This is a genomic window from Microbacterium galbinum, assembly GCF_023101185.1.
GTDB classification, from domain to species: domain Bacteria; phylum Actinomycetota; class Actinomycetes; order Actinomycetales; family Microbacteriaceae; genus Microbacterium; species Microbacterium galbinum.
Genome location: NZ_CP078077.1, coordinates 1619243 through 1644554, shown reverse-complemented (window position 1 = coordinate 1644554; position 25312 = coordinate 1619243). Strand labels below are relative to the sequence as shown.

Sequence of the window (25312 nt, the reverse complement as noted above, 5' to 3'; positions counted from 1 at the left end):
AACTCAGCCGCGCATGGCGACGCCGCGGCGCCAGTAGCCCATGAACGCCACCTGGCCGCGGTCGATGCCGAGGTCCTTGACGAGGTGACGGCGGAGGGTCGTGACCACACCGCTCTCGCCGGCGATCCAGAAGTACCGATCGCCGGGGGCGTCGGATGCCGCGATCTCCTCGCCCAGCCCCGAGTACGCCGGCGTCTCCCACAGCAGATCGTCGCTCTCGATGTCCTTCACCGCGATCTCGTCCGAGGCATCCGCGTCTCCGAGGTGCGCGAGCACCGCCGGAATGACCTGGAGCCCGTGGGCCTGGTCGGCGTCGCGCGCCAGCCAGTGCACCTCGACCCCGGCGGGAGCGTCGATCGCGAGCTCGTCGGCCGCCGACGGCACCTCGATGAACGCCGTGCCGCGCAGGTCGCGCGGGGCGTCTTCGAGGATGCGCGCGATCGCGGGGGCCGCGGTCTCGTCGCCCACCAGCACGACCGAGGGCGCATCGCCGGGTCGGTACTCGGTGCCGCCGCCCGCGACCACGCCGCGACGCGGTCCGATGATGATGAGCTCCTGGCCAGCTTCGGCCGCGCTCGCCCAGCGCGACGCGGGACCGGTGAGGCCGGGCGCGAGGTGCAGCACGAAGTCGATGTCGACCTCGGTGTCGCCCGAGGCCGGATCGACCCGCAGGTCGCGGATCGAGTACGTGCGCATGGTTCCGCGCTCGTCTTCGGGCACGGCCAGGAACGACGCCCACCAGTCGGGGGTGTCGCGCTCCAGCGGGGGCAGGATGCCGGATGCCGGCGGGAAGATCAGCTTGATGCGGGCGTCGAACACCCCACCCGGCGTGCCGAACTCGTCGAGGTCCGCGCCACCGAAGGTCACCCGCACGAAGTTGGGCGAGACGCGCTCGACCCGGCGCACCTCGGCACGGGCGAGGATGTACGCGGGCTTCTCGGTGGTGGTGGTCTCAGCGGACATGGTGCCTCCCGATGGGTGTGACCATCGGCTTGCCGGAGACCGGGTCGATGGTGATCTGATTGGCGAGGCCGAAGACCTCTTCGACGAGTTCGGCGGTGACGACCTCGGCCGGGGCGCCGATCGCGTGCACGCGCCCCTCCTTCATCGCCACGAGCTCGTCGGCGTAGCGCGCGGCGAGATTCAGGTCGTGCAGCACCATCACGATCGTGGTGCCGCGGGCGACGCTGAGGTCGGTGAGCAGGTCGAGCACCTCGACCTGGTGGGCGACATCGAGGAACGTGGTGGGCTCGTCGAGCAGCAGGATGTCGGTCTCCTGCGCGAGCGCCATCGCGATCCACACGCGCTGGCGCTGTCCGCCCGAGAGTTCGTCGACGCTGCGGTCGGCGAGCTCGGTCACCCCGGTGGCGTCGAGCGCATCGGCGACGACCTCGTAGTCGTGGGCGCTCCAGCGGGCGAGCGTCTTCTGATGCGGATGCCGTCCGCGCCCGACGAGGTCGGCGACGGCGATCCCCTCGGGGGCGACCGGCGACTGCGGCAGCAGTCCCAGGATGCGGGCGACCTCTTTGGTCGGTCGCGCGTGCACGGACTTGCCGTCGAGCACGATCTGCCCGGCGGCCGGCGAGAGCAGGCGCGCCAGCGAGCGCAGGAGCGTCGACTTGCCGCATCCGTTCGCCCCGACGATCGTCGTGATCTTGCCGGGCGCGACCGTGAGGTCGAGGCCGTCGATGATGGTGCGGTCGCCGTAGGAGAGGGTGACCCCTTCGGCCGACAGGCTGTGCGAGACGGTCACAGCGATCCTCCCGAGCGGTTGGTGCGGATGAGCAGGTAGATCAGATACGGCGCGCCGAGCACGCCGGTGACGACGCCGACCGGGTAGCGGGTGCCGAGCAGGAACTGGGCGATCAGGTCGCTGCCGAGCACGAGCACGGCGCCGACGAAGGCGCTGGGCAGCAGCAGGTTCGCGCCGGGGCCGGTGATGCGTGCAGCGATCGGACCGGCCATGAACGCGACGAAGGCGATCGGCCCCGTCGCGGCGGTCGCGAAGGCGAGCAGGGTGACGGCCCCGAGGATGAACAGCAGGCGGGTGACGTTCACGCGGATGCCGAGGCCGGATGCCGAGTCGTCGCCGAGCTGCAGGGCGCCCAGCGCCCGCCCCTGCGACAGCATCAGCGGAACGATCACGGCCGCGGCGATCGCCATCGGCAGCACCCGCTCCCACGAGGCGTTGTTGAGGCTGCCGGTGAGCCACTGCATCGCGGTCTGGATGTCCCAGTTCGCGGCGCGCGACAGCATGTACGAGATGAGGCTCTGCAGCATGGCCGCGACGCCGATGCCGATCAGGATGAGCCGGGTGCCCGCGAAGCCGCCCTTGATCGAGAGCAGGTAGATCACGAGCGCGGTGAGCACGGCTCCCGCCAGCGCGAAGACCGAGACGACCGGGCCGTTGAGCGACAGCACGATGATGCCGAACACGGCCGCCGCGCCCGCCCCCGCCGAGATGCCGATGATGTCGGGCGAGGCGAGCGGGTTGCGCAGCAGGGTCTGGAAGCTCACGCCTGCGATGCCGAATCCGAAACCGGTGAGGATCGCGAGCACCGCGCGCGGCAGACGCAGGTCGCCGACCGTGAACGAGGCCCCGGGCACGGTCTCGCCGAGGATCACGCGGATGACCTCGTCGGGCGTGTAGAACGTGTTGCCGACCATGAGCGCGACGGCGAACAGCGCGAAGACGAGGATGCCGAGCACGATCGTCGCGCTGGCGTGGCGGCGGTGGCGCGCACGGCGCCCGGCGACGATGGCGGCGACGCGGGCGGATGCCGTCTGCTCCGGGCGGTCGAGCGTGTGTTCGGGGGCACCGGCGGGGCCGGTGCTTCCCGAGGATTTCGTGCGGTCGGTCGTGGTCACAGCTCACGCACCTTCTGACGGCGGACGATCCAGATGAAGAACGGGGCGCCGATGATCGCGGTGATGATGCCGACCTGGATCTCTTCGGACGACGGCGAGATCACACGGCCGACGATGTCGCTCGCGGTCAGCAGCGCGGCGCCGGCGACCGCCGAGAACGGCAGCAGCCAGCGGTGGTCGGTGCCGATCAGCATGCGGCAGACGTGGGGGATGACGAGGCCGACGAATCCGATCGGTCCGGCGATGGCGGTAGCGGCACCGGCGAGGATGACTGCGCCCAGGGCCGACAGCATCCGGGTGCGGAAGACGTGCTCGCCCAGCCCCTTGGCCATGTCGTCGCCCAGCGCGAGCGAGTTCATGCCACGCGAGCTGGCGAAGCAGATGAGAGCACCGACGAGGAGCACCGGGGCGGTGAGAGCGATGCGGGGCCACTCGGCGCCGCCGACGCCACCGACCTGCCACGACTGGAACGTCTGCAGCAGATCGACGCGGGGCAGCATGATGGCGCTGATGAGCGAGGCGAACGCGGCCGAGGTAGCGGCGCCCGCCAGGGCGAGTTTGAGGGGGGTCGCACCGCCGCGGCCGAGCGACCCGACCGTGTAGACGAAGGTCGCCGCGGCAGCGGCACCGACGATCGCGAAGGCCATCTGCCCGTAGGGGTTGGCCAGTCCGAAGAAGGCGATGCCGATGACGACGGCGAGCGATGCGCCGTTCGAGACGCCCAGGATGCCGGGGTCGGCGATCGGGTTGCGGGTGACGGCCTGCATCGTGGCACCCGAGAGAGCGAGCGCGGCGCCGACGAGCAGAGCGAGCACCGTGCGCGGGATGCGCTTGACGATCGCGGCCTGCTCGATCGTGTCGCTGTGGCCGCTGAACGCCGCGACGATGTCGTCGAACGACACGGCGCGCACGCCGAACGACACCGACAGGATGCTGAGGACCAGCAGGAGTACGACTCCGGCGAGAAGCCAGAGCGTGCGCACCAGCACCGGGCGCCGCAGGTCTGCGGCGCCCGGTGCGATGGTGGTGGTGGCGGTCACTGAGGTGTCACTCCGCGCGAGCGGACTGATCGATTACTGAGCGAGCGGCGCGGCCAGCAGGGCGAGGTAGTCGCTGAGACCCCACGGAATCGACAGCGGCGACGGGTTGGCGGATGCCGCGATCGGGGTGGCGTCGGGGAGGATCGCGATGCGTCCCTCGGCGATGGCCGGGATCTTCGACAGCAGCGGGTCGGCCTGCAGGGTCGCGATGAGCGACTCGTCGCCGTAGGTGGCGATCACGTCGACGTCGTCGAACTTCGCGGCGTCCTCGGCGCTCACCGACAGGTAGAACTCCTTGCTGTCGGCGGACTCCTCGACGATCGAGGGGAACGGCAGACCGAGGTCGTCGTGCAGGTAGCCGGGGCGCGTGTCGACGGCCGTGTAGTAGCCGATCTGGCTCAGGTCGGTCGGGTCGAAGAAGGCGAAGAGCACCTTCTTGTCCTTGAGGACGCTGTTCTCCTCGAGCGCTGCATCGGCGTCGGCGTGGAGGTCGTCGATGAGGGCCTGACCCTCCTCCTCGAGGCCGAGGGCCTTCGAGTTCATCTCGATCATCTCGTCGACCGGGGTGCCCCAGGCGATCTCGGGGTAGGCGACGACCGGAGCGATCTTGGAGAGGGTGTCGTACTCCTCCTGCGTCAGGCCGGAGTACGAGGCGAGGATGACGTCGGGGTTCGTGTCGGCGACGGCCTCGTAGTCGATGCCGTCGGCCTCGTCGAAGAGCACCGGCTCTTCGCCGCCGAGCTCGTCGAGCTTCTCCTCGACCCAGGGCAGGATGCCGTTGTCGTCGTCGTCGCCCCAGCTGGCCTTGCTGAAACCGACCGGCACGATGCCGAGCGCCAGCGGCACCTCGTGGTTCGCCCAGGCGACCGTCGCCACGCGCTCGGGCTTGGACTCGATCGTGGTCTCGCCGTAGACGTGCTCGATCGTCACGGGGAAGGCGTCGTCGGAGGCCGGGTTGGCGCCGGCATCCGAACCGCTCTCGGAGGCGGACGTCGCGCAGGCCGTGAGGCTCAGCGCGAGTGCCGCGGCGGCACCGACGGCGAGGAGACGAGAAGTGCGCACAGCAGATCCCTTCGGGTTGAGGAGGGGTGAGGCGCAGAGTCGCGCCGGTTTGGTAAGGCTGACCTAATGTAACCTGAAGTAAGGCGAACCTCAATTCGGGTGGCCGCATCGTTACCCGTATTCCAGTGGTCCCCGAGCCGGTTCCTGAGCGAGCGGAGCCGGATCCGGTTCCTGAGCGAGCGGAGCGAGACGAAGGGCCTCACCCCGGAAACGAAGAAGCCGGCCGGCTCCCGAAGGAGCCGACCGGCCTCATACGATCACGAGGGATCAGAGGGGGCGAATGTTCGCAGCCTGCATGCCCTTGGGGCCGCGCTCAGCGTCGAATTCGACCTTCTGGTTCTCGCGCAGCTCCTTGAAGCCGCTTCCGGTGATCGCCGAGTAGTGGGCGAACAGGTCGTCGGTGCCGTCATCGGGAGCGATGAAGCCGAAGCCCTTTTCCGCGTTGAACCATTTCACAGTGCCAGTGGCCATGTGTTTTCTTCTTTCTTTTTTGATGTGGCCGCTGTTGTACACGGCCGCAGCACCGCACCGGAGCATCCGATGGGTACAGGGTGACGCTCTCCGGCGAGGAGGCGTGAGATGAAGGTTTTTCGGAATCCGTGCCGAACCGATCGGCGCAGAAGTCGGATCCGTGTAGAGGGCCGCACACGTCTCGTGGAGATTCGCGGGCCGGTGATGAACGATCCCCCGGAAGGAGGAGCAAGGTCACCGTATCACGCCCGGTCGGGAGTTCACCTGGGCGGGCATGCGCGCACCCGCCGCGATGGCCGCCTCGGTGCGGGTGCTGACGCCGAGCTTGCGCAGCACGGCCGAGACGTGCACGCTCACCGTCTTGACGCTGATGAAGAGCTGCTCGCCGATCTGGCGGTTGCTCAGCCCCTCGGCCAGGAGGTCGAGCACCTGCCGTTCGCGGGCGGTGAGCGCGTCGGGATCGGACGCGGATGCCGTCGCCGCGCTGTCACCGCGCACCGGATCGAGCGAGAGCCCCGCCGCGTGCGCGAAGGTCGTGACCGTGGTCGTGAGGCGGGCGTGGCCGAGCGTCCGCGCAATCGTCGCGGCTTCGGCCAGCAGGGTCCCCGCCGCCGTTCGGTCGCCCGTGCGCAGCAGCAGTCGCGCTCGCTCGAGACGGGTGATGACGCGGAACACCACGGGCACGTCGTCTCCCTCGGCCAGGTCGATCGCTCGCTGCAACGCGGGGTCGGACGGCGACAGCAGCGCTTCGACGATCGGCGACCACGAGTCGGCGAGCAGCTGAGCGGGCTGCGCCGCCCAGGCATCCGCCACCCGTTCCGACACCGCAGCGGTGTCGTCGCCCTCGGCGCGCAGATCGGCGATGATCGCCGCCGCCTGCAGCAGCAGCCGCCTCTGGTGCAGCAGCACGGGGCCGTCGTCGTCGAGCATCGCGACGATCTCGGCGAGCGCACCGCGCAGGTCGCCCGCGCTCTCGGCCACGGCGACGGTCATCGTGATGAGGTCGTACCAGATCTGCCGCTCGGTCTGCCCGGTCTCGACGAAGGCCGGGCGCCATTCGCGCAGCATGTCGGCGGCCTCGGTCGACCGCCCGCGCCAGGCGAGTGCGCGCACCCGCGTCATGCTCGAGTACATGCGGAAGACCCGCAGCGCTCCCTGCCGGTGATCGCGCGACATCATCTCGTCGACCCGCTCGATCTCGCCGCGTTCGAACAGCGCGACCGACATGTTCTGCATCATGATCGAGCCCGAGCTGCGACCGACACCGAGCGATCGCGCGAGGGCGAGGCCTTCTTCGGCGATGAGCACCGCCTCGCCGTAGCGACCGAGCAGGGTGAGGGCGTCGGAGTAGTTGACGCGGTAGCGCAGGTCGGCGTTGGAGCTGCGGGCGAGGTCGCGCGCGCGGTCGAACTCCAGGATGCCGCCCGTGATGTCGCCCAGGTGTGCGAGTGAGACGCCGTGCACGTTCGCCGCGATCGACATCTGATCGCGGTCGCCCGCACGGCTCGCGATCCGCTCGGCCTCGTCGGCGACGCGGAGCGCATCGTGCAGTCGCCCGGCGACCATGTAGCGGCTGGCGAGCTGGTTGAGAACGGTGGCGTGCAGCGCGTCGTCGCCGACCCGCGCCGCGAGGTCGAGTGCCTGCTCGGTGAGCGGGATCGCCCCGGGGCGGCCAAGGTTGGCGAGGTACTGGGCCTTGTCGCGCAGCAGACGGGCATGGAGCCTCGGCGCGACCGTCTCGGGGTCGATCTCGTCGAGTGCGGCGCTGATCACGGCGAGTGCGCGTTCGCCGTCACCGGCGTTGCGGAGCACGGATCCGAGCGTCTGCAATAGGTCGACGTGCGAGAGCCCGGCGACGGTCGCGGCGTCGGGCACGCTCGGCCAGATCTCGAGCGCGAGCTCGCCGAAGCGCGCGGCGGCCGCGAACGCGAAGCGCCCCTTCGCATCGCGCATCGCGTCGATCGAGGCGAGGAGCGCCCGCGGTTCGTCCTGCGCGAGATGCCAGTGATGTGCGAGCGAGGCGGTGTCGACGCCGTCGGTTCCGTCGCGCTGCGCCTCGAGCGCCTCGGCGTAGGCGCGGTGCAGCCGAGACCGCTCTCCGGGCAGGAGGTCGTCGTGCACGGCCTCGCGCAGCAGCGCGTGCCGGAACCGGTAGAGGTCGGAATCGATCACCAGGATGCCGCCGCGCGCCGCCTCACGGATCGCCTCGTCGAGCCGATCCTCGGGCAGCCCCGCCAGCGTCGACAGCAGCGGGTGCGAGAGGGGGCGCTCGGCTCCCGAGGCGACCTGCACCACCCGCTGCGCGTCGTCGCCGAGGCGGTCGAAGCGGGTGAGGAGCACGTCGCGCAGGCCGTCGGGCAGCGGACCCGTCGTGCAGTCGGCGATCTCCTCGACGAAGAACGGCACTCCCTCGGCGCGCTCCTGCATGCGGGCGAGAGCGCCGTCGGAGACCGAGCGGCCGGTGAGCTGCTCGGCCAGGGCGCGCACGGCGTCGCCGTCGAGCCGCGGCAGAGTCACCCGCTCGATCAGGCGGGACCGCGTCGCCTCGACGATGAACCGGCTCACGGCATCACCCCGGCGCACGTCGTCGCTGCGGCAGCTGAGCAGCAGGAGCACCCGGCCCCGCGCGAGGGTGCGCAGCAGGAAGGAGAGGAGCGCGAGTGTCGACTCGTCGGCCCAGTGCAGGTCTTCGATCACGAGCACCTGCGGGGCCGCCTCGGCCGCGGTCTCGATGAGCGTGGCGATCGCGTCGCGCAGGCGGTCGGGGCTCGTGCGCGCCCGGTCGGCGGGCTCGTCGACGAGTTCGGGCAGCAGCATGCCGAGTGCCTCGGCACCGACGCCGACGGCCTCGCGCACGCGTTCGGCACCCAGATGCCCCACGATCGAGCGCAGGATCGCCGTGAGCGGGCCGTAGGCGGTGCGGGCCGCGCCGAGATCGAGGCACCAGCCCACGTGCACGTCGGCGCGCGTCGAGACCTCGGTCGCGAACTCGCGCAGCAGCCGCGACTTGCCGATACCGGCCTCGCCGTCGATCAGCACACCGACCGGGACCCCGTCGGCCGCACCCTCGAAGAGCCGGCGCACGAGGCCGATCTCGGCTTCGCGCCCGACCATCGCGGAGCTCGGCGCGAAGGAGGACATGCCTTCATCGTGCCACTCCCCTCCGACATCCGCCGGGCTCGCCCGATCACCGGCGCCGGGCCGGTCTCGGCGCAGTGCGACGACCGGATTCACCGGGCCGCGACCGGCTCGCGCGTCACACCGGCGGCGCGGCTGCGTGCGGGCGCTGCATCCGTCGTCGAGCCCTGCGGGGCGGGCGCCCGACGCCGGCCACGCACGACAGGAAGTGCGCTCGCCCGACGCCCCAGCATCCGCCCGATCACTCCCACCGGCCGCGGCACGATCTGGTCGGCGTGCTCGCGGATCGACCGGCGCCGTTCGATCGCCTGCTCCCGCTGCTGCTGCTCGAATGCAGTGACCACCTGGTGCGAATAGGTCTGCTCGTACATGAGGCCTCCTCGTTGTCGATATCCCTAGACAACGCTCTGAGGCCCCCTCCCGACATCGGACGGATTCCCTATCTTCGGCCGACCCACCCCCTTATGCGCCAGCCACCCCCTCCTGCACGGGGCAGAAGGGGGTGGCTGGACTGCAGAGGGGTGGCTCGGCGATCGAGCCCGCGTACGTCAGGCGTCGACGTCGCCCCGCCACTCGCCGGTCTCGGCGCCGCGCGTCTCGATGAACTCCTTGAAGTTCTCGAGGTCCTTCTTCACGGCGTGCGATCCGGCTCCCACGAGAGAGCCGACCTTCTCGACGAAGCCCTCGGGCTCCCAGTCGATCTGAACGGTGACCCGTGTCTTGATGTCGGAGAGCTTGTGGAAGGTCACGACACCCGCGTGCTCGGTGTCGCCGCCGATGCTGTTCCACGCGACGCGCTCGTCGGGGTGCTGCTCGGTGATCTCGGCGTCGAACTCGCGCTCGACACCGCCGACCTTGACCTTCCAGCGGTTGTGGGTGTCGTCGATCTGGGTGATCGACTCGACCTCCGACAGGAACTGCGGGAAGCTCTCGAACTGCGTCCACTGGTTGTAGGCGGTGGTGACGGGGACGTCCACGTCGATGGTCTCGATGATCTGCGCCATGGTGATTCCTCCTTGTAAGTCGGAGTCCTATTCAGCACGGCATCGCCGATCGAGACGACGGGGTTGACAGCACCCGTTCGAAGGCGGACGCTCGGCGCCCGGGTCAGGCGTGCAGCAGGTGCGCGCGCGCCGACGGACGCGGCACGTCGGGCGAGAGGATCGCGAGCACGCGCACGAGGGTCGTCATCCAGAGCAGCCCGAGACCGACGGCCATCGCCTCGAGCGCGGTCATCGTGATGAGACCGAACACCGCGAACAGCACGAACGCGACCGTGACCAGCGCCCCCACCCCGATCGTGGTGATGCTCAGTGCGCGCGGCGCCCCGGGCACGACGATCGCCGTCACGGTCATCGACGCAGCGAAGAACAGGAGCGTGATGGGCGCCACGATGTTGTGCGCCTCGGGGAAGCGGTGCAGCGGCAGCAGGCCCACCCCGGCGAGCGCGAACCCGGTGACGATCCACAGTCCCGAGGTGACCGCGATGCGTCCGAGCGCCGGGTCTCCGAGGATGCGGTGCAGGTCGCGGCCGATGTACGCACCGACCGTGCCGACCAGCGCACCGGCGACGACCAGGGTGCCGTTGAACGCCCAGGCGTCGTCGCCCATGCCGAGCTGCGAGAAGTTGATCTCCCACCATCGGGGGTCTGCGGCGGTCACCATCGCGAAGAGGGTGCCGATCACCAGATAGCCGAACAGGATGCTCGACAGGTCGGCTGTTCGCAGCCCGATGCCCGCCGCGAAGGCGAATCGTCCGCCCACGGCCGCGGCGAACCCGGTGACGAGGGCGCCGCCGACGAGGGTCAGCTCGAGGCCCTGCAGCCCGATCGCCAGCACCTGGGTGCCGAGGAGCACGCCCATGCCCGCGACACCGGCGAAGGCGACGGTGAGGGCGATCGCCGAGATATCGGTGATGATGCGCTGCCAGCGCGGCATGGGTGCGGTCTCGTTCCGACGATGCCGGAGCGTGCTCACGACGAAGGCGCCGCCGGCGATGACACCGGCGGCGGAGGCGGCGGGAAGCGCCAGGGAGCCGGAGCCGATGAGCATCCGAGGCTCGGGGCCCAGCAGCAGGAAGCCGGCGGAGGTGCCGAGCACGAAGCAGACGACCGTGGCCCAGACCGCGACGGTCTCGCCGCGCAGCCGTTGTCCCTGGTCCATGGGTACATCGAACCACTAACTGGTTACGCCGGTATATCAGCAATTGGTCGAAGCATCCACCCGTTCCCGCGCACACCGCGAGAAGCGGTGCTCCGGGACTACCGTGGGGACATGCGCATTCCCGCCGCGATCCGCGCCAGCCAGCGATCCCCGCTGCTGCAGGTCGTGAAATCCGCGGCGGCGACCATCGCCGCCTGGCTCGTCGCCGGATGGGTCTTCCCCTCTCAGCTGCCCGTGTTCGCCGCGATCGCCGCCCTCCTCGTCGTGCAGCCGAGCGTCAACCAGTCGCTCTCGAAGGCCCTCGAGCGCAGCATCGGGGTGATCGCGGGCGTCGTGATCGCGATGGGCCTGGGTCTGCTCCTCGGGTCCCCGAGCTGGATCGTGCTGCTCGCGATCGTCGTCGCGATGCTCGTGGCCTGGATCTTTCGCGCCTCCCCCGGCACCGGCAACCAGGTCGCGATCTCGGCCATGCTCGTGCTCGCCCTGGGCTCGTCGAGCCCAGAGTACGCGTTCGCCCGCATCATCGAGACGCTCATCGGCGTCGCGATCGGCATCGTCGTGAACGCCCTGATCGTGCCGCCCGTGCTCGTGGCCCCCGCGCGTCACCACCTCGGCCTGCTCGGTGCCGAGCTCGCGGCGAGCCTCGACCGGCTGGCCGACGCTCTCCCGAACCCGCAACCCCCGGCACGGATGCAGGAGCTGATGCTCGAGGCCCGCCTGCTGCGCCCGATGAAGGATGCCGCGGATGCCGCGATCGCCGCGGGCGAGGAATCGCTCACCCTCAACCCGCGCAGATCCACGCACCGCGCAGATCTGCGGGAGATGCGCGCGCTGCTCGAACGGCTGTCGCCGATCGTCACGCAGGTGATCGGGATGACCCGCGCCTACGCCGACCACTACGACGACTCGATCGGCGAGGAACCCGCGGTGATCGCCATCGCCGAGCAACTTCGACGAGCCGGGCACGACGTGCGCCTCGCCGTGCAGATCGCCGATGTCGCCCCCGAACCCGAGACGCTGACCTCCGCCATCCCGGCCCTCACCGCGCCGCTCGTGATCCGGCCGCCGTCGAGCCAGCACTGGATCCTCATCGGATCGCTCATGGAGGATCTCCGCCGTATCCGCGGCGAGCTCGTCGACGACGAGTGATCCGGCGGCGGCATCCGCACGTCGGAATGTCGGCCGGGCGGCCTACTCTGGTCCCATGAGCGACGTCACCCTCGACCGGGCACTCGCCGAACTCGCCGCCCTCGAAGACCCGAAGATGCGCGCGGCCAACGAGAAGCGCGGCGACGACCACGGCATGAACCTGAGCCGCCTGCGCGCGCTGGCGAAGACCATCAAGGTCGACCACCCGCTCGCGCAGGAGCTGTGGGCGACGGGCGAGACGCCCGCCCGCCTGCTCGCCCTCCTCGTCTGCCGCCCGAAGGACTTCAGCGCCGACGAACTCGACGCCATGCTGCGCGAGACCGATCCGCCGAAGGTCAACGACTGGTTCGTGAACTACGTCGCCAAGAAGACCCCGCTCGCCGAGGAGATGCGCCTGCGTTGGTTCGACGACGCCGATCCGACGGTCGCTGCGGCGGCCTGGTCGCTCACCTCGGTGCGGGTCGTCAAGGACGCCGACGGTCTCGACCTCGACCGTCTGCTCGACCTGATCGAGGCGCAGATGAAGGATGCCCCGGCACGGCCGCAATGGTCGATGAACGAGACGCTCGCGCAGATCGGCATCCATCATCCGGATCTGCGCGAGCGCGCCCTCGCGATCGGCGACCGCCTGCAGGTGCTCGCCGACTACCCGACGGCACCCGGCTGCACCTCTCCGTTCGCCCCGATCTGGATCGGCGAGATGGTGCGGCGAGCCGAGGGCTGAGCTACTTCGCGGCCACCATGGCGCCGGCTTCGGCGAATTCCTCGTCGATCTCGGCGTTCGCACGATACGTGAGCAGGCTCACCACCACAGCGGCGATCAGCGCGAAGACGAAGGCCGGGAGCAGCTCGTAGAGCCCCGTGTTCAGCGGCTTCCACAGGAACACGGTCGCCGCGCCGACGACCATGCCCGCGAGCGCACCCCAGTTGGTGAGCCGTCGCCAGAAGAGGCTGAGCAGGATGATCGGGCCGAACGCCGCACCGAAGCCCGCCCAGGCGAACGAGACGAGGCCGAGGATCGTGTCGTTCGGCGTGACCGCGAGCACGGCCGCGACGACGGTCACACCCAGCACGCCGATGCGCCCCAGCAGCACGAGCGTCTTGCTCGACGGCGGCGTCTTGCGGAACACCCTGTAGATGTCTTCGACCAGGGCCGACGAACTCACGATCAGCTGGCTCGAGACCGTGCTCATGATGGCGGCGAGCACGGCCGCGAGCACGAGACCGGCGACGAAGGGATGCAGCAGCGTCTGCGACATGAGCAGTACGACGGTCTCGGGGTTGGCGAGATCGATGCCGCGCTGGGCGATGAACGCGATGCCGACCAGGCCCGAGAACACGGCGCCGCCGAGGGAGAGCACCATCCACGAGATGCCGATACGGCGGGCGCTCTTGGCTTCCTGCGGCGAGCGCAGCGCCATGAAGCGCACGATGATGTGCGGCTGACCGAAGTAGCCGAGGCCCCAGGCGAGGGCCGAGACGATCGCCAGCAGGGTGCCGCCCGTGAGAGCCGTGCCCGACAGCAGCGAGAGGTGATCGGGGGCGACCTCGGCGATCAGGTCGCCCGTCTCCGCGAATCCGCCGATCGCCACGATGGCCGCGACGGGCACCACGATCAACGCGATCACCATCATCAGGCCCTGCACGACGTCGGTGAGGGATGCCCCGAGGAAACCGCCGAACAGCGTGTACGCGAGGGTGACCCCGGTGACGAGGAGCATCCCGACGAGGTAGTCGCCCTGGAAGGAGCTCTCGAAGAACACGCCTCCGGCGACCATTCCCGACGAGATGTAGAGCGTGAAGAACACGAGGATGACGACACCGGAGATGATGCGCAACAGGCGCGTGCCGTCGCGCAGCCGGTTCTCGAAGAAGCTCGGAACCGTGATCGAGTTGCGCGAGACCTCCGTGTACGCGCGGAGGCGCGGAGCGACGAGCAGCCAGTTCAGGTACGCGCCGATCGTCAGGCCGATGGCGATCCACGCCTCGATCAGGCCGGAGACGTAGATCGCACCGGGCAGACCCATCACGAGCCACCCCGACATGTCGGACGCTCCGGCGCTGAGCGCCGCGACCCACGGCGGCAGGTTGCGCCCGCCGAGCATGTAGTCCTCGTGGTCGGAGGTGCGGCGGAACGCGAACCATCCGATGAGGAGCATCCCGGCGAAGTACAGCGCGAGAGCGGCGAACGTGAAGATCTGGTCTGACATGGTCTCCCTTTCGGCGGCGTCGTGAGCCGCATCACGACCCGGCATCGTCGCCGCGTCGCGCTCCGATGATGTCAAACGAGGACGCGACCCGCCAGTTCTGCACACAAGGAGCATCAGTACATTGGAATGATGAGCACCCACATCGCGGCGGAGCCCGGTCAGATCGCCCCCATCGTCCTCTTCCCCGGCGACCCGCTGCGGGCCAAGTGGATCGCCGAGACCTTCCTGGATGACGCCGAGCTGTACTCCGAGACCCGCGGGATGCTCGGTTTCACCGGTACCTGGCAGGGTCACCGCGTCTCGGTGCAGGGTTCGGGCATGGGCCAGCCCTCGATGGCGATCTACGCGAACGAGCTGTTCGACTCGTACGACGTGCAGACGATCGTGCGCGTGGGCTCGTGCGGTGCGCTGACCGAGAAGCTCAAGGTGCGCGACATCATCATCGCGAACGCCGCGAGCACCGACTCGGGCATCAACCGGGTGCGCTTCCACGGGCTCGACTACGCCCCCGTCGCCGACTTCGCCCTGCTGCGCGCGGCGGTCGAGGCGAGCGAGAGCGAAGAACTCGATTCGGCCGTGCACGTGGGCCAGCTGTTCTCGAGCGACCAGTTCTACAGCACGCGTCCCGAACTCACGGAGCCCTTCGTGAAGCACGGCATCCTCGGCGTCGAGATGGAGGCCGCGGGCCTCTACACGCTCGCCGCCTTCCACGGCCGCCGCGCGCTCGCGATCTGCACGGTCTCCGACCACATCGTCACGGGCGAGGAGACCACGGCGCAGGAGCGCGAGCAGACCTTCGGCGACATGATCCGCATCGCGCTGCGCGCCGCGACCTCGGTCTGAGGCATCGACCGCCCGCGCCGGATGGGATGATCGAAGCACCATGGCATCCCTCCTCGACCCGGCCACCCTTCCCGACGGATCCGATGCGGATGCCGTCTACACGGCGTTCGTCGAATGGGCCGAGTCGACCGGCCTGACCCTCTACCCCGCGCAGGACGAGGCGATCATCGAGATCGTGTCGGGCAACAACCTCATCCTGTCGACCCCGACCGGCACCGGGAAGTCGCTCGTCGCGATCGGCGCGCACTTCGCCGCCTTGCTCGACGGACGCCGCAGTTACTACACCGCGCCGATCAAAGCCCTGGTGAGCGAAAAGTTCTTCGCACTGGTCGAGGTATTCGGCGCCGAGAACGTCGGCATGGTCACGGGTGATTCCTCGGTCAACGCGGATGCTCCGATCATCTGCTGCACCGCCGAGATCCTCGCGAACCTCTCGCTGCGGCAGGGGACGGATGCCGAGGTCGGCCAGGTCGTGATGGACGAGTTCCACTTCTACGGCGACCCCGACCGCGGATGGGCCTGGCAGGTGCCGCTGCTCGAGCTGCCGCAGGCGCAGTTCATCCTGATGTCGGCCACGCTCGGTGACGTGACCGCGCTCGCGTCCGACCTGACCCGGCGCACGGGCCGCGACACGGCGACGGTGACGGGTGTCGAGCGCCCGGTGCCCCTGCACTTCTTCTACGAGCAGACCCCGATCCACGAGACGATCGAGGAACTGCTGAACACCAACCAGGCACCGGTGTACGTCGTGCACTTCTCGCAGGCCGCGGCGATGGAGCGGGCACAGGCGCTGTCGAGCACGAAGGTCGCCACCCGCGAGCAGCGCGACGCGATCGCGGATCTGATCGGTGCGTTCCGCTTCACGACGGCGTTCGGCAAGACGCTCTCGCGCTTCCTGCGGGCGGGGATCGGCGTGCACCACGCGGGGATGCTGCCCAAGTACCGTCGTCTCGTCGAGCAGCTCGCGCAGCGCGGTCTGCTGCGCGTGATCTGCGGAACCGACACGCTCGGCGTCGGGATCAACGTGCCGATCCGCACGGTGCTGCTCACCGCACTGACCAAGTTCGACGGAACGAGGATGCGGCAGCTCAACGCCCGCGAGTTCCATCAGATCGCCGGCCGCGCGGGTCGTGCGGGCTACGACACCGCCGGAACCGTGGTCGCGCAGGCGCCCGAGCACGAGAGCGAGAACCTCGCCGCCATCCGCAAGGCGGGCGACGACCCGAAGAAGAAGCGCAAGATCATCCGCAAGAAGGCGCCCGACGGCTTCGTGTCGTGGGGCGAGCCCTCGTTCCGCAAGCTCATCGATGCGACACCCGAGACGCTCACCTCGCACATGCAGATCACCAGCGCGATGATGCTGAACGTCATCGGCCGCGGAGGCGACGTGTTCGGCAATATGCGCGCGCTGGTATACGACAATCACGAGCCGCGCGCACGCCAGCGCGAACTCGCCCTGCGGGCGATCGGCATCTACCGCACCCTGCTCGAATCCGGAGTGGTGGAGCAGGTCCCACAAGGCCCGGTTGCTGAGCGAGGAGCGCAGCGACGAGACGAAGTGCGACTCACGGTCGATCTGCAGCCGAACTTCGCCCTCAACCAGCCGCTGTCTCCGTTCGCCCTCGCGGCGTTCGAGCTTCTCGGCGAGGAGTCCCCCAGCTACGCCCTCGACATGATCTCGATCGTCGAGGCCACTCTCGACGATCCGCGCGCCGTGCTGAGCCAGCAGGAGTTCCAGGCTCGCGGCGAGGCGGTCGCGGCGATGAAGTCCGAGGGCATCGAGTACGACGAGCGCATGGAGCTGCTCGAGCAGGTCACCTACCCGAAGCCGCTCGACGAGCTGCTGACCGCCGCGTTCGAGACCTTCAGCGCCGCGCAGCCGTGGATCCGCGACTTCGAACTGCACCCGAAGTCGGTCGTGCGCGACATGTACGAGCGCGCCATGTCGTTCGGGGAATATGTCGCCTTCTACAAGATCGCGCGCTCGGAGGGCGTGGTGCTGCGCTACCTGTCGGATGCCTACCGCGCGGCGTCCCAGACCATCCCCGAAGAGCTCAAGACCGAAGACCTCCGCGACCTGATCGAGTGGCTGGGTGAACTCGTGCGCCAGGTCGACTCGAGCCTGCTCGACGAGTGGGAAGAGCTGCGGGCCGGCATCGACAACGGACGCGTCGATTCCCCCGACGAGATCGTGCCGCCCGCACCGAAGCGCCTGACGAGCAACGTGCGCGCGTTCCGCACCCTCGTGCGCAACGAGCTGTTCCGCCGGGTGCAGCTCGCCGCACGTGAAGACGTCGACGCCCTCGCCGAACTCGATCCCGCCTTCGGAGCGGATGCCTGGAACGACGCCCTCGACGGCTACTTCGCCGAGCACGACCAGATCCTCACCGGGGCGGATGCGCGCAGCTCCGCGCTGCTGATCCTGACCCCCGGCGAGACGACGTGGACGGCGCGCCAGATCTTCGACGACCCGGCCGGCGACCACGACTGGGGCATCTCGGCGACCGTCGACCTCGCGGCATCCGATGAGGCCGGGGAAGCGATCGTGACGGTCACGGCGGTCGACCGGCTCTAGTCGGCCACGGGGAGCGAGTCAGCGCGGCACCCGAGCCCCCTTCACGAGCCGCGCCACCAGGTCGGGATACGCCACCCCAGCGGCGGCGAACATGCGCGGCGCCTGCGAGGCGGCGGTGAGCCCGGGCATGGTGTTGACCTCATTGAACACCGGCCCCTCGTCGGTGAGGAAGAAGTCCATGCGGGCCAGGCCCCCGCATCCGAGCGCGTCGAACATCGCCAGCGCGGCTCGCTTGAGGCCCGCCGACTCGTCGGACGTGAGCTGCGCCGGCACCGTGAAGCGCGCGGTTCCGTCGTACTTCGTCGCCGTGTCGAACAGCCCCTCGGCATGGATCTCGAGCGGCGGTGCCGCCCAGCGGATTCCGCCCGTCTCGCACAGCACGGCGACGTCGATCTCGCGTCCGCGCACGACCTCCTCCACGAGGATGCGCCGGTCGAGTCGCGCCGCCGCGCGCAGCGCGGGAAGCAGTTCGGCCTCCTCGCGCACGAACGCGACCCCGTGACTCGATCCGGCCGAGACCGGCTTGACGACGACGGCACCGCCGAACTCCACGTCGCCGATGTCCTCGGCCGAGATCACGCGTCCCCGCGCCGTCCGGATGCCGACGGCATCCGCCACCACCTTCGTCGCCCACTTGTCCATCCCGAGCGCGCCGGCGCGTACCCCCGAGCCGACCACGCGTACTCCGGCGAGCGCGCAGAGCGCTGCGAGCGCGCCGTCCTCGCCCGGCGCTCCGTGCACCGCAGGGAACACGACATCGGCCTGCGCGATCAGCGGCATCGCGAGCGCCAGCGACTCCGCCGCCGACGCTCCCGCCCGGATGCCGTCGGCCCGCCAGATCCCCTCCCGGTCGATCGTGACGCAGGTCACCGTGTGGTCCCCCATCCGCAGGGCCGCCGCGACCGCGGCCGCCGAGGCGAGCGACACCTCGTGCTCGGCGTTCTGCCCTCCCCCGATCACCAGCACGTGCACGGTCATGCGATGCTCCTCTGCACGCGGGGGCCGATTCCCGTGAGGATGGTGTGCGGGATCGTTCCGGCCCAGCGCGCCCAGTCCTGCAGCGACGGCACCGCACCGCCCTCCGGCCCGAGCAGCACCGCCTCCGCACCGCGCGGAACCGCGGTGCCTCCCGTGTCGACGACGATCTGATCCATCGACACCCGTCCGACGATCGGATGCCGCGCCCCCTCGATCGCGACACCCGCCGCCGGCGACAGCTCGCGGGGCACCCCATCGGCGTATCCGACGCCGATCACGCTCAGGTGCGTCGCGCGCTCCGCGACGTGGTCTCCGCCGTACCCGACCGGGGTTCCGGCCGGCACGCGCGCGCTGTGCACGACGGATGCCGTCCACCGTGCGGCCCCGGCGAGCGCCGTGGTCTCGGAGGGATCGATCCCCACGAGGCCGGCTCCGATCCGCACGAGGTCGAAGTGGGTGGCGGGGTCGGTGAGCGCCCCGGCGGTCGCGGCGAGGTGCACGGTCAGCGGCCCGAAGCCGGCGCGCAGCACGGCATCCCTCCCCTGGCGCAATCGCCGCACCGCCGCCGCGTTCGCGCACGGGTCGCCGGCGTCGGCCCGCGGCAGATGCCCCATGACACCTGTGACCTCGATCCGTCCGCGGGCCGACCGCGCGACCCGCAGCAGTTCGGCCCAGTCCTCGGCCGGGCATCCGCCGCGGGCCATCCCGGTGTCGAGATGCAGGTGCACGCGCACGGGAGCGGCGGCATCCGCGGCCAGCTGTCGCAGCTCCTCGACCGATCCCACCGCGATGTCGACGCGATGCTCGTGCGCGAGCCGCGCATCGACGCCCGAGGGATTCAGCCACGCGAGGATCGGCTCCGTGAGCCCGGCCTCACGCAGCTCGACGGCGTCGGCGGCATCCGTCACTCCCAGCCAGGTCGCCCCGGCGGTGACCGCGGCACGCGCGATCGGCACGGCCCCGAGGCCGTAGCCGTCGGCCTTGACGACCGCCATGACGGCGGCGCCCGTCGAGGCGCGCACCCGCGCGACGTTCGCGGCGACGCCCGTCGGCAGGACGGTGAGCGTCGGCGCGTGCAGCCGCGAGAGCGCGACCCCCTCGATGACGGCGCTCATCGCTGCATCCGCGGGTCTTCGGTCGGGTCGGCGTACATCTCGGGGCAGCCCTGAGTGACGGCATCCGGCCGGAGTTCGTAGTGCCACGACTCGTTCGCGTAGATCTGGCAGAGGCCGTAGCCGGCGCCGTGCTGGGCGAGCCAGTCGAGGGTCGGAAGACCGCCGAGGTCGACAGCCTCGCCCGACACGTGCAGCGAGGTCTCGGGCGTCGCGACCCAGCGCGCCGCCTCCTCGGCCGATCCGTAGCTGATCACGGCCTGGTCGAGCATGTGCTGCTGCAGGGCCGCCGAGCGCCAGCCGCTGTTGACGAGGAAGGGGACGTCGGCGTCGGATGCCGCGCGCTGCAGCGCGTCGAGCAGCGCCGGGTCGAGGTTGCCGACGGCCACGCGGTCGGTGTCGAAGACCGTCGGCTGGTCGCCGTCGCGGATCACACCGTCGGCGTCGCTCGGGGCGAGCACCGATCCTCCCGGCGGGATCGAGGCGGCACCCGCCGAGGTCTCGGCGGCGCTGTCGTCGGTGGAGGCGTCGGATCCGGGGCCGGCGGTGAAGCTGTGCGAGAGCACGGCATCCGCTGCGGCGAGCGACTGCTGCACGGCGAAGGCGGCGATGACGGCGACGATCAGTGTGATCGCCGACCAGACGATCCGCCGCGCTCGGCGGGCGGTGGAGGTGGTGCTGTTCATAACCCCCAGTGCAGTCGCCGGGCTGTTGCCGTGGCGTATGCGGTTCTGCATATGCTCCCGATATGCGCGGGTGCGTAGGATCGCAGCCATGCGTGTGCTGATCGTCGAGGACGAGCCCTACCTCGCCGAGGCCGTCCGCGACGGGCTGCGGCTCGAGGCGATCGCCGCCGACATCGCGGGCGACGGGCACGTCGCGTTGGAGCTGCTCGACATCAACTCCTACGACATCGCGGTGCTCGATCGCGACATCCCCGACCCGTCGGGCGACGACATCGCCCGCGCGATCGTCGCGTCGGGCAGCGGCATCCCGATCATCATGCTCACCGCCGCCGACCGCCTCGACGACAAGGCCTCGGGGTTCGAGCTCGGCGCCGACGACTACCTCACGAAGCCCTTCGAACTGCGCGAACTCGTGCTGCGCCTGCGTGCGCTGGGGCGGCGCCGCGAGCGCGCCCGGCCGCCGGTGCTCGAGGTCGCGGGGCTGCGGCTCGACCCGTTCCGCCGCGAGGTCTTCCGCGACGAGCGGTACGTCGCCCTCACCCGCAAGCAGTTCGCGGTGCTCGAGGTGCTCGTCGACGCGGCGGGAGGGGTGGTGAGCGCCGAGGAGTTGCTGGAGCGCGCCTGGGACGAGAACGCCGACCCCTTCACCAACGCCGTGCGCATCACCGTGTCATCGCTGCGCAAGCGGCTCGGGGAACCCTGGGTGATCGTGACGGTGCCGGGCGTCGGGTATCGGATCGCGACGGATGCGGCGGCGGATGCCGGGGGTGCGGTATCGGATGCCGGGGGTTCCGCGGCGGATGCCGGGGCGGATGCCAGGGCGGATGCCGATGCTTAGACACCGCGGGATGAGCGCACGTCTGCGACTCGCGATCAGCTACGCCGGGGTCGTCGCGCTGGCGGGTTTCGTGCTGCTGGCGGTCGTGTGGTTGTGGCTGCTGCGGTACGTGCCGGATCAGAACATCGATGCGGGATTCTTCGTGCCGAATCGCTCCGACCTGATCCGCGCGTTCACCCCGTTCGCGACCTGGGCGATGATCGGATTGATCGCCGTCGGGCTCGCCGGCGGATGGCTGCTGGCCGGACGGATGCTCGCGCCGCTGTCGCGCATAGGCGCCGCCGCTCAGCTCGCCGCCCAGGGGTCGCTGTCGCATCGGGTGCGGTTGGAGGGGCCGGCCGATGAGTTCCGCGACCTGGCCGACGTGTTCGACGCGATGCTCGAACGGATCGAGGCCCATGTCGAGGAGGAGCGCCGATTCGCCGCGAACGCTTCGCACGAACTGCGCACCCCTCTGGCGATCTCGCAGACGCTGCTCGAAGTCGCCCGCACCGACCCCGATCGCGACGTCGACGCCCTGATCTCGCGGCTGGACGAGGTCAACGTCCGGGCGATCGAACTGACCGAGGCGCTGCTGCTGCTGAGCCGTGCCGACCGGCGGACGTTCACGCATGAGCCCGTCGATCTGTCGCTCGTGTCGGAAGAGGCGGTCGAGGCCCTGCTGCCGTTGGCCGACCGCCGCGGGGTCACGGTCGAGGTCGGTGGGGTTCCCGCGGTCGTCTCGGGGTCGGGGGCGCTGCTGCAGCAGCTGGTGACGAACCTCGTGCACAACGCGATCGTGCACAACCTCGACTTCGACGGACGCGTCGCCGTGCGCACCCATGACCTCCCCGAGGGGCTCGCGGTCGTGGTCGAGAACACCGGGGCGGTCGTTTCGGCCGATCGCGTGGAGGTGCTCGTCGAACCGTTCCAGCGGGGTGCCGAGCGCGCCCGCGGCGACGACCATGTCGGAGTCGGTCTCGGCCTCGCGATCGCCGAGCGGATCGCCCAGGCCCACGACGGGAGTCTCGTGCTCACCCCGCGCCCCGACGGCGGCCTCATCGTGACGGTGTGGCTGCCCCGGCCCGCCGGCCCCTGAGCGAGCGCAGCGAGACGAAGGGCCCACCCCACCGCAACTGGGTCCCTGAGCCTGTCGAAGGGCCCCACCCCACCGGAACTGGGTCCCCGAGCCCGTCGAAGGGTCCCACCCCACCGCAACTGGGTCCCTGAGCCTGTCGAAGGGCCCCACCCCACCGCAACTGGGTCCCTGAGCCTGTCGAAGGGTCCCGCCCCACCGCAACTGGGCCCCTGAGAGCCTGTCAAAAGGCCCCACCCCGCACCGGAACTGGGTCCCTGAGCCTGTCGAAGGGCCCGCCCGCGATGCGCGACGGCGACCTGTGGATAACTCCCGCGGGTGCGCTCAGATTCGGGCTACTTTGTGGCGGTGATGTCGACTCGATACCCCACTGCCACCCTCGCACTCGCCGTGGTCGCCGCCGCCCTCAGCGGCTGCGCACCCGCCCCGGAGCCTTCGCCCACCCCGACGCCGGCGTTCGCCAGCGAGGAAGAGGCATTCGCGGCCGCGGAGGAGGTGTACCGGGAGTACAACGAGGCAGTGACTGCCCGTATAGCTGGAGCCTCGACTCCGGACCCTCAGGACTATCTGATCGGCTCAGCCTTAGAGGCGGATATTGACACTCTGAACCTCTTCAGCGCACGGAAGATTCACCTGGAAGGAACCTCCGTGGTGGCTTCGTTCTCGGGCGAATCGGCAGATCTGAGCACCGCCGCCACCACAGTCGTCGCCGCAGTCTGTCTCGACGCGACGCGCACACGAGTGGTCACCGACGAAGGCGCAGACGTCACACCGAAGGATCGCCCGGAGACCTCCTTGTTGCGAGTGACTTTCGTGTCTGTCGATGGGAGATATCAGATCTCGAACTCTGAACTTCCCGAGGATCCGACGTGTTGACCTCAAGGCTTGCCGTGCTCGTTGTCATTTCAGGACTCGTTACGAGCGTCGCCACGGGTGTCTCGACGCAGAACACGTGCACCGCCGAGGCGACATATGCAGGAGTCTGCGGCTCGACCAACGGCACCTCAGTAACCGTCACCGGCACTCAACCCGCCGCGCAGTCCCCCGGCTCCCCGTCTTCCTCCTGGTCCCCCTCCAACTCCGGCACTCCGGGAACCTCGGGCGCCCCGGTCGACACCGGCCCGAGTGAGCTGGAACGCTGCCGCGCCGACGCCGGCCGCGCACGCGTCTGCCTCGAGCCCCGCCGCCGCACCGAGCCCTCGGCTCCAGCCCCGGCATCCGCCCCCGCCGCCCCGACGATCTCCATCACCGACCTCGTCACCCTCACCCCGGCGACCGCGACGCCGACCGCCGACCCCTCCAACGTCGGCATCGCCGGACTCCCCACGAACTTCGTCACGACCGCATCCGTGCACACCCGCACCGGCACCCTCTTCGGCGCACCCCTCACCGCCCGATTCACCCCCGCCGGCTACGACTTCATCTACGGCGACGGCATCACCGTCCACACCACCACTCCCGGCGCCACTTGGGACGCCCTCGGCCAGCCCCAGTTCACCCCCACCGCCACGAGCCACAGCTACACCGACCGCGGCATCTACGACACCACCGTCACCATCCACTACACCGCCGAGATCGACCTCGGCACCGGGTGGATCCCCCTCACCGGCACCCTCACCATCCCCGGACCCACCCAACAGATCCGCATCTACGAAGCCCACACCGCCCTCGTCGCCCACACCTGCACCGAACAACCCACCGCCCCCGGCTGCTGAACATGCACCTGCAGGTGCGATGCACACGTGCAGGGAGAATCCCCCCGGTCCTCCCTGCACGTGTGCATCCTCCCTGCACGTGCACACGACGGCGGGCCCTTCGACGACCTCGGGGCCCCCGGTACCGAGCCTCCCGCCGTCTCATCTGCACGGATCGATCACACCCGCACGACGAAACCACCGGATGCTCCGTGCAGACGTGACATCTCCGTGCAGACGAGCGCGCGGCCGCCCCGCCCCGCCCCGGCTCAGGCGACGTTGCCGCGCAGCGCCGCGATCTCGCGCCCGTAGGTGCGGGCATCCGTCTCGGCGTTCTCCTTGAGTTCACGCGCGGTGTCGGCGAAAGCGTCGAGCGCGGGATTCACACCGACGAGCGTGAACGGACGCTCCACGACGCGCAGGTCGAGGCCCCACACGTCTTCGAGCACGCGACGCAGCCAGCCGGTCGAGTGGTCCCAGCCCTCCTTGGGAGTGCCGGGCGCGTAGTTGCCGCCGAGCACCGTGACGAGGGTGGCGGGCTTGCCGCGCAGCGCGGTGCCGGTCGGGTCGATGCGCGGGTCGGTGTAGGCCACGTCGAACCAGGTCTTGAAGTGCTGCGAGACGCCGTAGTTGTACAGCGGCACCGCGAAGAGCAGCGCGTCGGCGCCGATCAGCTCGTCGGCGAACGAGGTCGCGAGGGCGCGGGCCTCGACCTGTCCGGGAGTGCGCTGGGCCTCGTCGACGAAGCCGCCGGTGACGGCATCCGCCCACGCGGTCGCGGGCACGGGGTCGGCGGCGAGGTCGCGCCGGGTGACGGGGGAATCGGGGTGCGACGCGGTCCACTCGGCTTCGACGAGGTCGGCGAGCGACCGGCTGGCGGACGACGCGGGAAGGATGCTCGCATCGAGGCGGAACAGGGACATGGATGACATCTCTCGTTTTCGTAGTCGCTCGGTTTTTCTTAGCGATACCGGTTAACGTAGCACGCTAGAATGGGGGCATGGCCGAGATCGAGCACGATCTGCACCGGTGCGACGCCGCCGTCACACTCGCCTTCAGCGTGCTCGGAAAGCGCTGGAACGGCATGATCGTGTCGTCGCTCGGCGGCGGCCCCTCCACGTTCGTCGCCCTGCGCCGCGCCGTCGCGGGCATCAGCGACACCGTGCTCTCCGACCGCCTCGCCGAACTCGCCGACGCTGGTCTCGTCGCACGCACCGTCGACGCCGGCCCGCCGGTCACCGTCTCCTACGCACTCACACCCGGCGGCGAGGGACTGCTGCCGATCCTCGACGACCTCGGCACCTGGGCATCCGCCAACCTCGTACGCCGCTGACGACGGCATCCGCCCGCCCGACGGCATCCGCTGCGCCAGAGTATCCGTACTTCTCGGCGACGGATCTCGGCGCGCGA

At 70.0% G+C, this 25312-nt stretch carries 24 protein-coding genes; 9 read left to right on the top strand and 15 right to left on the bottom strand.

Annotation, left to right across the window (positions count from 1 at the left end):
- Window positions 1-3: 3 nt before the first annotated feature.
- The 10 genes from KV396_RS08115 to KV396_RS08070 form a co-directional block, all read right to left on the bottom strand.
- A complete protein-coding gene (locus tag KV396_RS08115; RefSeq protein ID WP_247957482.1) occupies window positions 4-963 on the bottom strand; it encodes a siderophore-interacting protein in 960 nt (319 codons plus the stop codon).
- Window positions 953-1753, bottom strand: a complete 801-nt coding sequence (locus tag KV396_RS08110; protein WP_247623728.1) for an ABC transporter ATP-binding protein — start codon at window positions 1751-1753, stop codon at window positions 953-955. Before KV396_RS08110 ends, KV396_RS08115 begins: the two co-directional genes overlap by 11 nt.
- Window positions 1750-2868, bottom strand: coding sequence for a FecCD family ABC transporter permease (locus KV396_RS08105; RefSeq protein WP_247957481.1), 1119 nt, complete (start codon window positions 2866-2868; stop codon window positions 1750-1752). The genes KV396_RS08110 and KV396_RS08105 overlap by 4 nt, the downstream gene beginning before the upstream one ends.
- Window positions 2865-3908 carry a FecCD family ABC transporter permease gene (locus tag KV396_RS08100; RefSeq protein WP_247957480.1) on the bottom strand — a complete coding sequence of 348 codons (1044 nt, stop codon included), beginning with the start codon at window positions 3906-3908 and terminating at the stop codon, window positions 2865-2867. The genes KV396_RS08105 and KV396_RS08100 overlap by 4 nt, the downstream gene beginning before the upstream one ends.
- Before the next feature lie 33 nt (window positions 3909-3941).
- Window positions 3942-4970, bottom strand: a complete 1029-nt coding sequence (locus tag KV396_RS08095; protein ID WP_247623731.1) for an iron-siderophore ABC transporter substrate-binding protein — start codon at window positions 4968-4970, stop codon at window positions 3942-3944.
- 267 nt (window positions 4971-5237) lie between these two features.
- Window positions 5238-5441, bottom strand: coding sequence for a cold-shock protein (locus KV396_RS08090; protein ID WP_247623732.1), 204 nt, complete (start codon window positions 5439-5441; stop codon window positions 5238-5240).
- Window positions 5442-5675: 234 nt separating this feature from the next.
- Window positions 5676-8582 carry a helix-turn-helix transcriptional regulator gene (locus KV396_RS08085; protein WP_247957479.1) on the bottom strand — a complete coding sequence of 969 codons (2907 nt, stop codon included), beginning with the start codon at window positions 8580-8582 and terminating at the stop codon, window positions 5676-5678.
- Window positions 8583-8671: 89 nt separating this feature from the next.
- Window positions 8672-8950, bottom strand: coding sequence for a hypothetical protein (locus KV396_RS08080; RefSeq protein WP_247957478.1), 279 nt, complete (start codon window positions 8948-8950; stop codon window positions 8672-8674).
- A gap of 177 nt (window positions 8951-9127) precedes the next feature.
- Window positions 9128-9583 carry an SRPBCC family protein gene (locus KV396_RS08075; RefSeq protein WP_247957477.1) on the bottom strand — a complete coding sequence of 152 codons (456 nt, stop codon included), beginning with the start codon at window positions 9581-9583 and terminating at the stop codon, window positions 9128-9130.
- A gap of 103 nt (window positions 9584-9686) precedes the next feature.
- On the bottom strand, window positions 9687-10742 hold the full coding sequence (locus tag KV396_RS08070) for a DUF998 domain-containing protein (protein ID WP_247957476.1): 1056 nt from the start codon (window positions 10740-10742) through the stop codon (window positions 9687-9689).
- Between the two features lie 111 nt (window positions 10743-10853).
- Here KV396_RS08070 and KV396_RS08065 point away from each other — a divergent pair, with 111 nt between their 5' ends.
- Together KV396_RS08065 and KV396_RS08060 are read left to right on the top strand one after the other, a co-directional pair.
- Window positions 10854-11891 (top strand): FUSC family protein, encoded by a 1038-nt coding sequence (locus KV396_RS08065; RefSeq protein WP_247957475.1) that lies wholly within the window; start codon window positions 10854-10856, stop codon window positions 11889-11891.
- A 55-nt stretch (window positions 11892-11946) separates the two neighbouring features.
- On the top strand, window positions 11947-12615 hold the full coding sequence (locus KV396_RS08060) for a DNA alkylation repair protein (RefSeq protein ID WP_247957474.1): 669 nt from the start codon (window positions 11947-11949) through the stop codon (window positions 12613-12615).
- A gap of 1 nt (window position 12616) precedes the next feature.
- On the opposite strand, the gene putP is transcribed toward KV396_RS08060, so the two are convergent.
- Window positions 12617-14101 (bottom strand): sodium/proline symporter PutP, encoded by a 1485-nt coding sequence (gene putP, locus KV396_RS08055; protein WP_247957473.1) that lies wholly within the window; start codon window positions 14099-14101, stop codon window positions 12617-12619.
- 129 nt (window positions 14102-14230) lie between these two features.
- Between putP and deoD the strand changes: the two genes are divergently transcribed.
- A complete protein-coding gene (gene deoD / locus KV396_RS08050) occupies window positions 14231-14944 on the top strand; it encodes a purine-nucleoside phosphorylase (RefSeq protein ID WP_247957472.1) in 714 nt (237 codons plus the stop codon).
- Window positions 14945-14984: 40 nt separating this feature from the next.
- Window positions 14985-17519, top strand: a complete 2535-nt coding sequence (locus KV396_RS08045) for a DEAD/DEAH box helicase (RefSeq protein ID WP_247957471.1) — start codon at window positions 14985-14987, stop codon at window positions 17517-17519.
- 18 nt (window positions 17520-17537) lie between these two features.
- Here the strand turns inward: KV396_RS08045 and KV396_RS08040 are convergent, their stop codons facing one another.
- From KV396_RS08040 to KV396_RS08030, 3 genes are read right to left on the bottom strand one after another with little or no spacing between them, the layout of a single operon-like run.
- Complete coding sequence (locus KV396_RS08040) at window positions 17538-18497, bottom strand: D-alanine--D-alanine ligase family protein (protein ID WP_247957470.1); 960 nt, start codon at window positions 18495-18497, stop codon at window positions 17538-17540.
- Complete coding sequence (alr, locus tag KV396_RS08035; RefSeq protein WP_247957469.1) at window positions 18494-19612, bottom strand: alanine racemase; 1119 nt, start codon at window positions 19610-19612, stop codon at window positions 18494-18496. The genes KV396_RS08040 and alr overlap by 4 nt, the downstream gene beginning before the upstream one ends.
- Window positions 19609-20295, bottom strand: a complete 687-nt coding sequence (locus KV396_RS08030; RefSeq protein WP_247957468.1) for a M15 family metallopeptidase — start codon at window positions 20293-20295, stop codon at window positions 19609-19611. Before KV396_RS08030 ends, alr begins: the two co-directional genes overlap by 4 nt.
- An 88-nt stretch (window positions 20296-20383) precedes the next feature.
- On the opposite strand from KV396_RS08030, the gene KV396_RS08025 reads away from it, so the two are divergent.
- The 4 genes from KV396_RS08025 (at window position 20384) to KV396_RS08010 (ending at window position 23923) form a co-directional block, all read left to right on the top strand.
- On the top strand, window positions 20384-21133 hold the full coding sequence (locus KV396_RS08025) for a response regulator transcription factor (protein ID WP_247957467.1): 750 nt from the start codon (window positions 20384-20386) through the stop codon (window positions 21131-21133).
- Between the two features lie 10 nt (window positions 21134-21143).
- Complete coding sequence (locus KV396_RS08020) at window positions 21144-22211, top strand: sensor histidine kinase (protein ID WP_282185383.1); 1068 nt, start codon at window positions 21144-21146, stop codon at window positions 22209-22211.
- 387 nt (window positions 22212-22598) lie between these two features.
- Window positions 22599-23084: a hypothetical protein gene (locus tag KV396_RS08015; protein ID WP_247957465.1), complete on the top strand. Its 486-nt coding sequence runs from the start codon at window positions 22599-22601 to the stop codon at window positions 23082-23084.
- A gap of 14 nt (window positions 23085-23098) precedes the next feature.
- Window positions 23099-23923, top strand: coding sequence for a hypothetical protein (locus tag KV396_RS08010; RefSeq protein WP_247957464.1), 825 nt, complete (start codon window positions 23099-23101; stop codon window positions 23921-23923).
- A gap of 248 nt (window positions 23924-24171) precedes the next feature.
- On the opposite strand, the gene KV396_RS08005 is transcribed toward KV396_RS08010, so the two are convergent.
- Window positions 24172-24825: an FMN-dependent NADH-azoreductase gene (locus tag KV396_RS08005; RefSeq protein WP_247957463.1), complete on the bottom strand. Its 654-nt coding sequence runs from the start codon at window positions 24823-24825 to the stop codon at window positions 24172-24174.
- Window positions 24826-24902: 77 nt separating this feature from the next.
- Here KV396_RS08005 and KV396_RS08000 point away from each other — a divergent pair, with 77 nt between their 5' ends.
- On the top strand, window positions 24903-25235 hold the full coding sequence (locus KV396_RS08000) for a winged helix-turn-helix transcriptional regulator (protein WP_247623749.1): 333 nt from the start codon (window positions 24903-24905) through the stop codon (window positions 25233-25235).
- The last annotated feature ends 77 nt before the right edge of the window (window positions 25236-25312 follow it).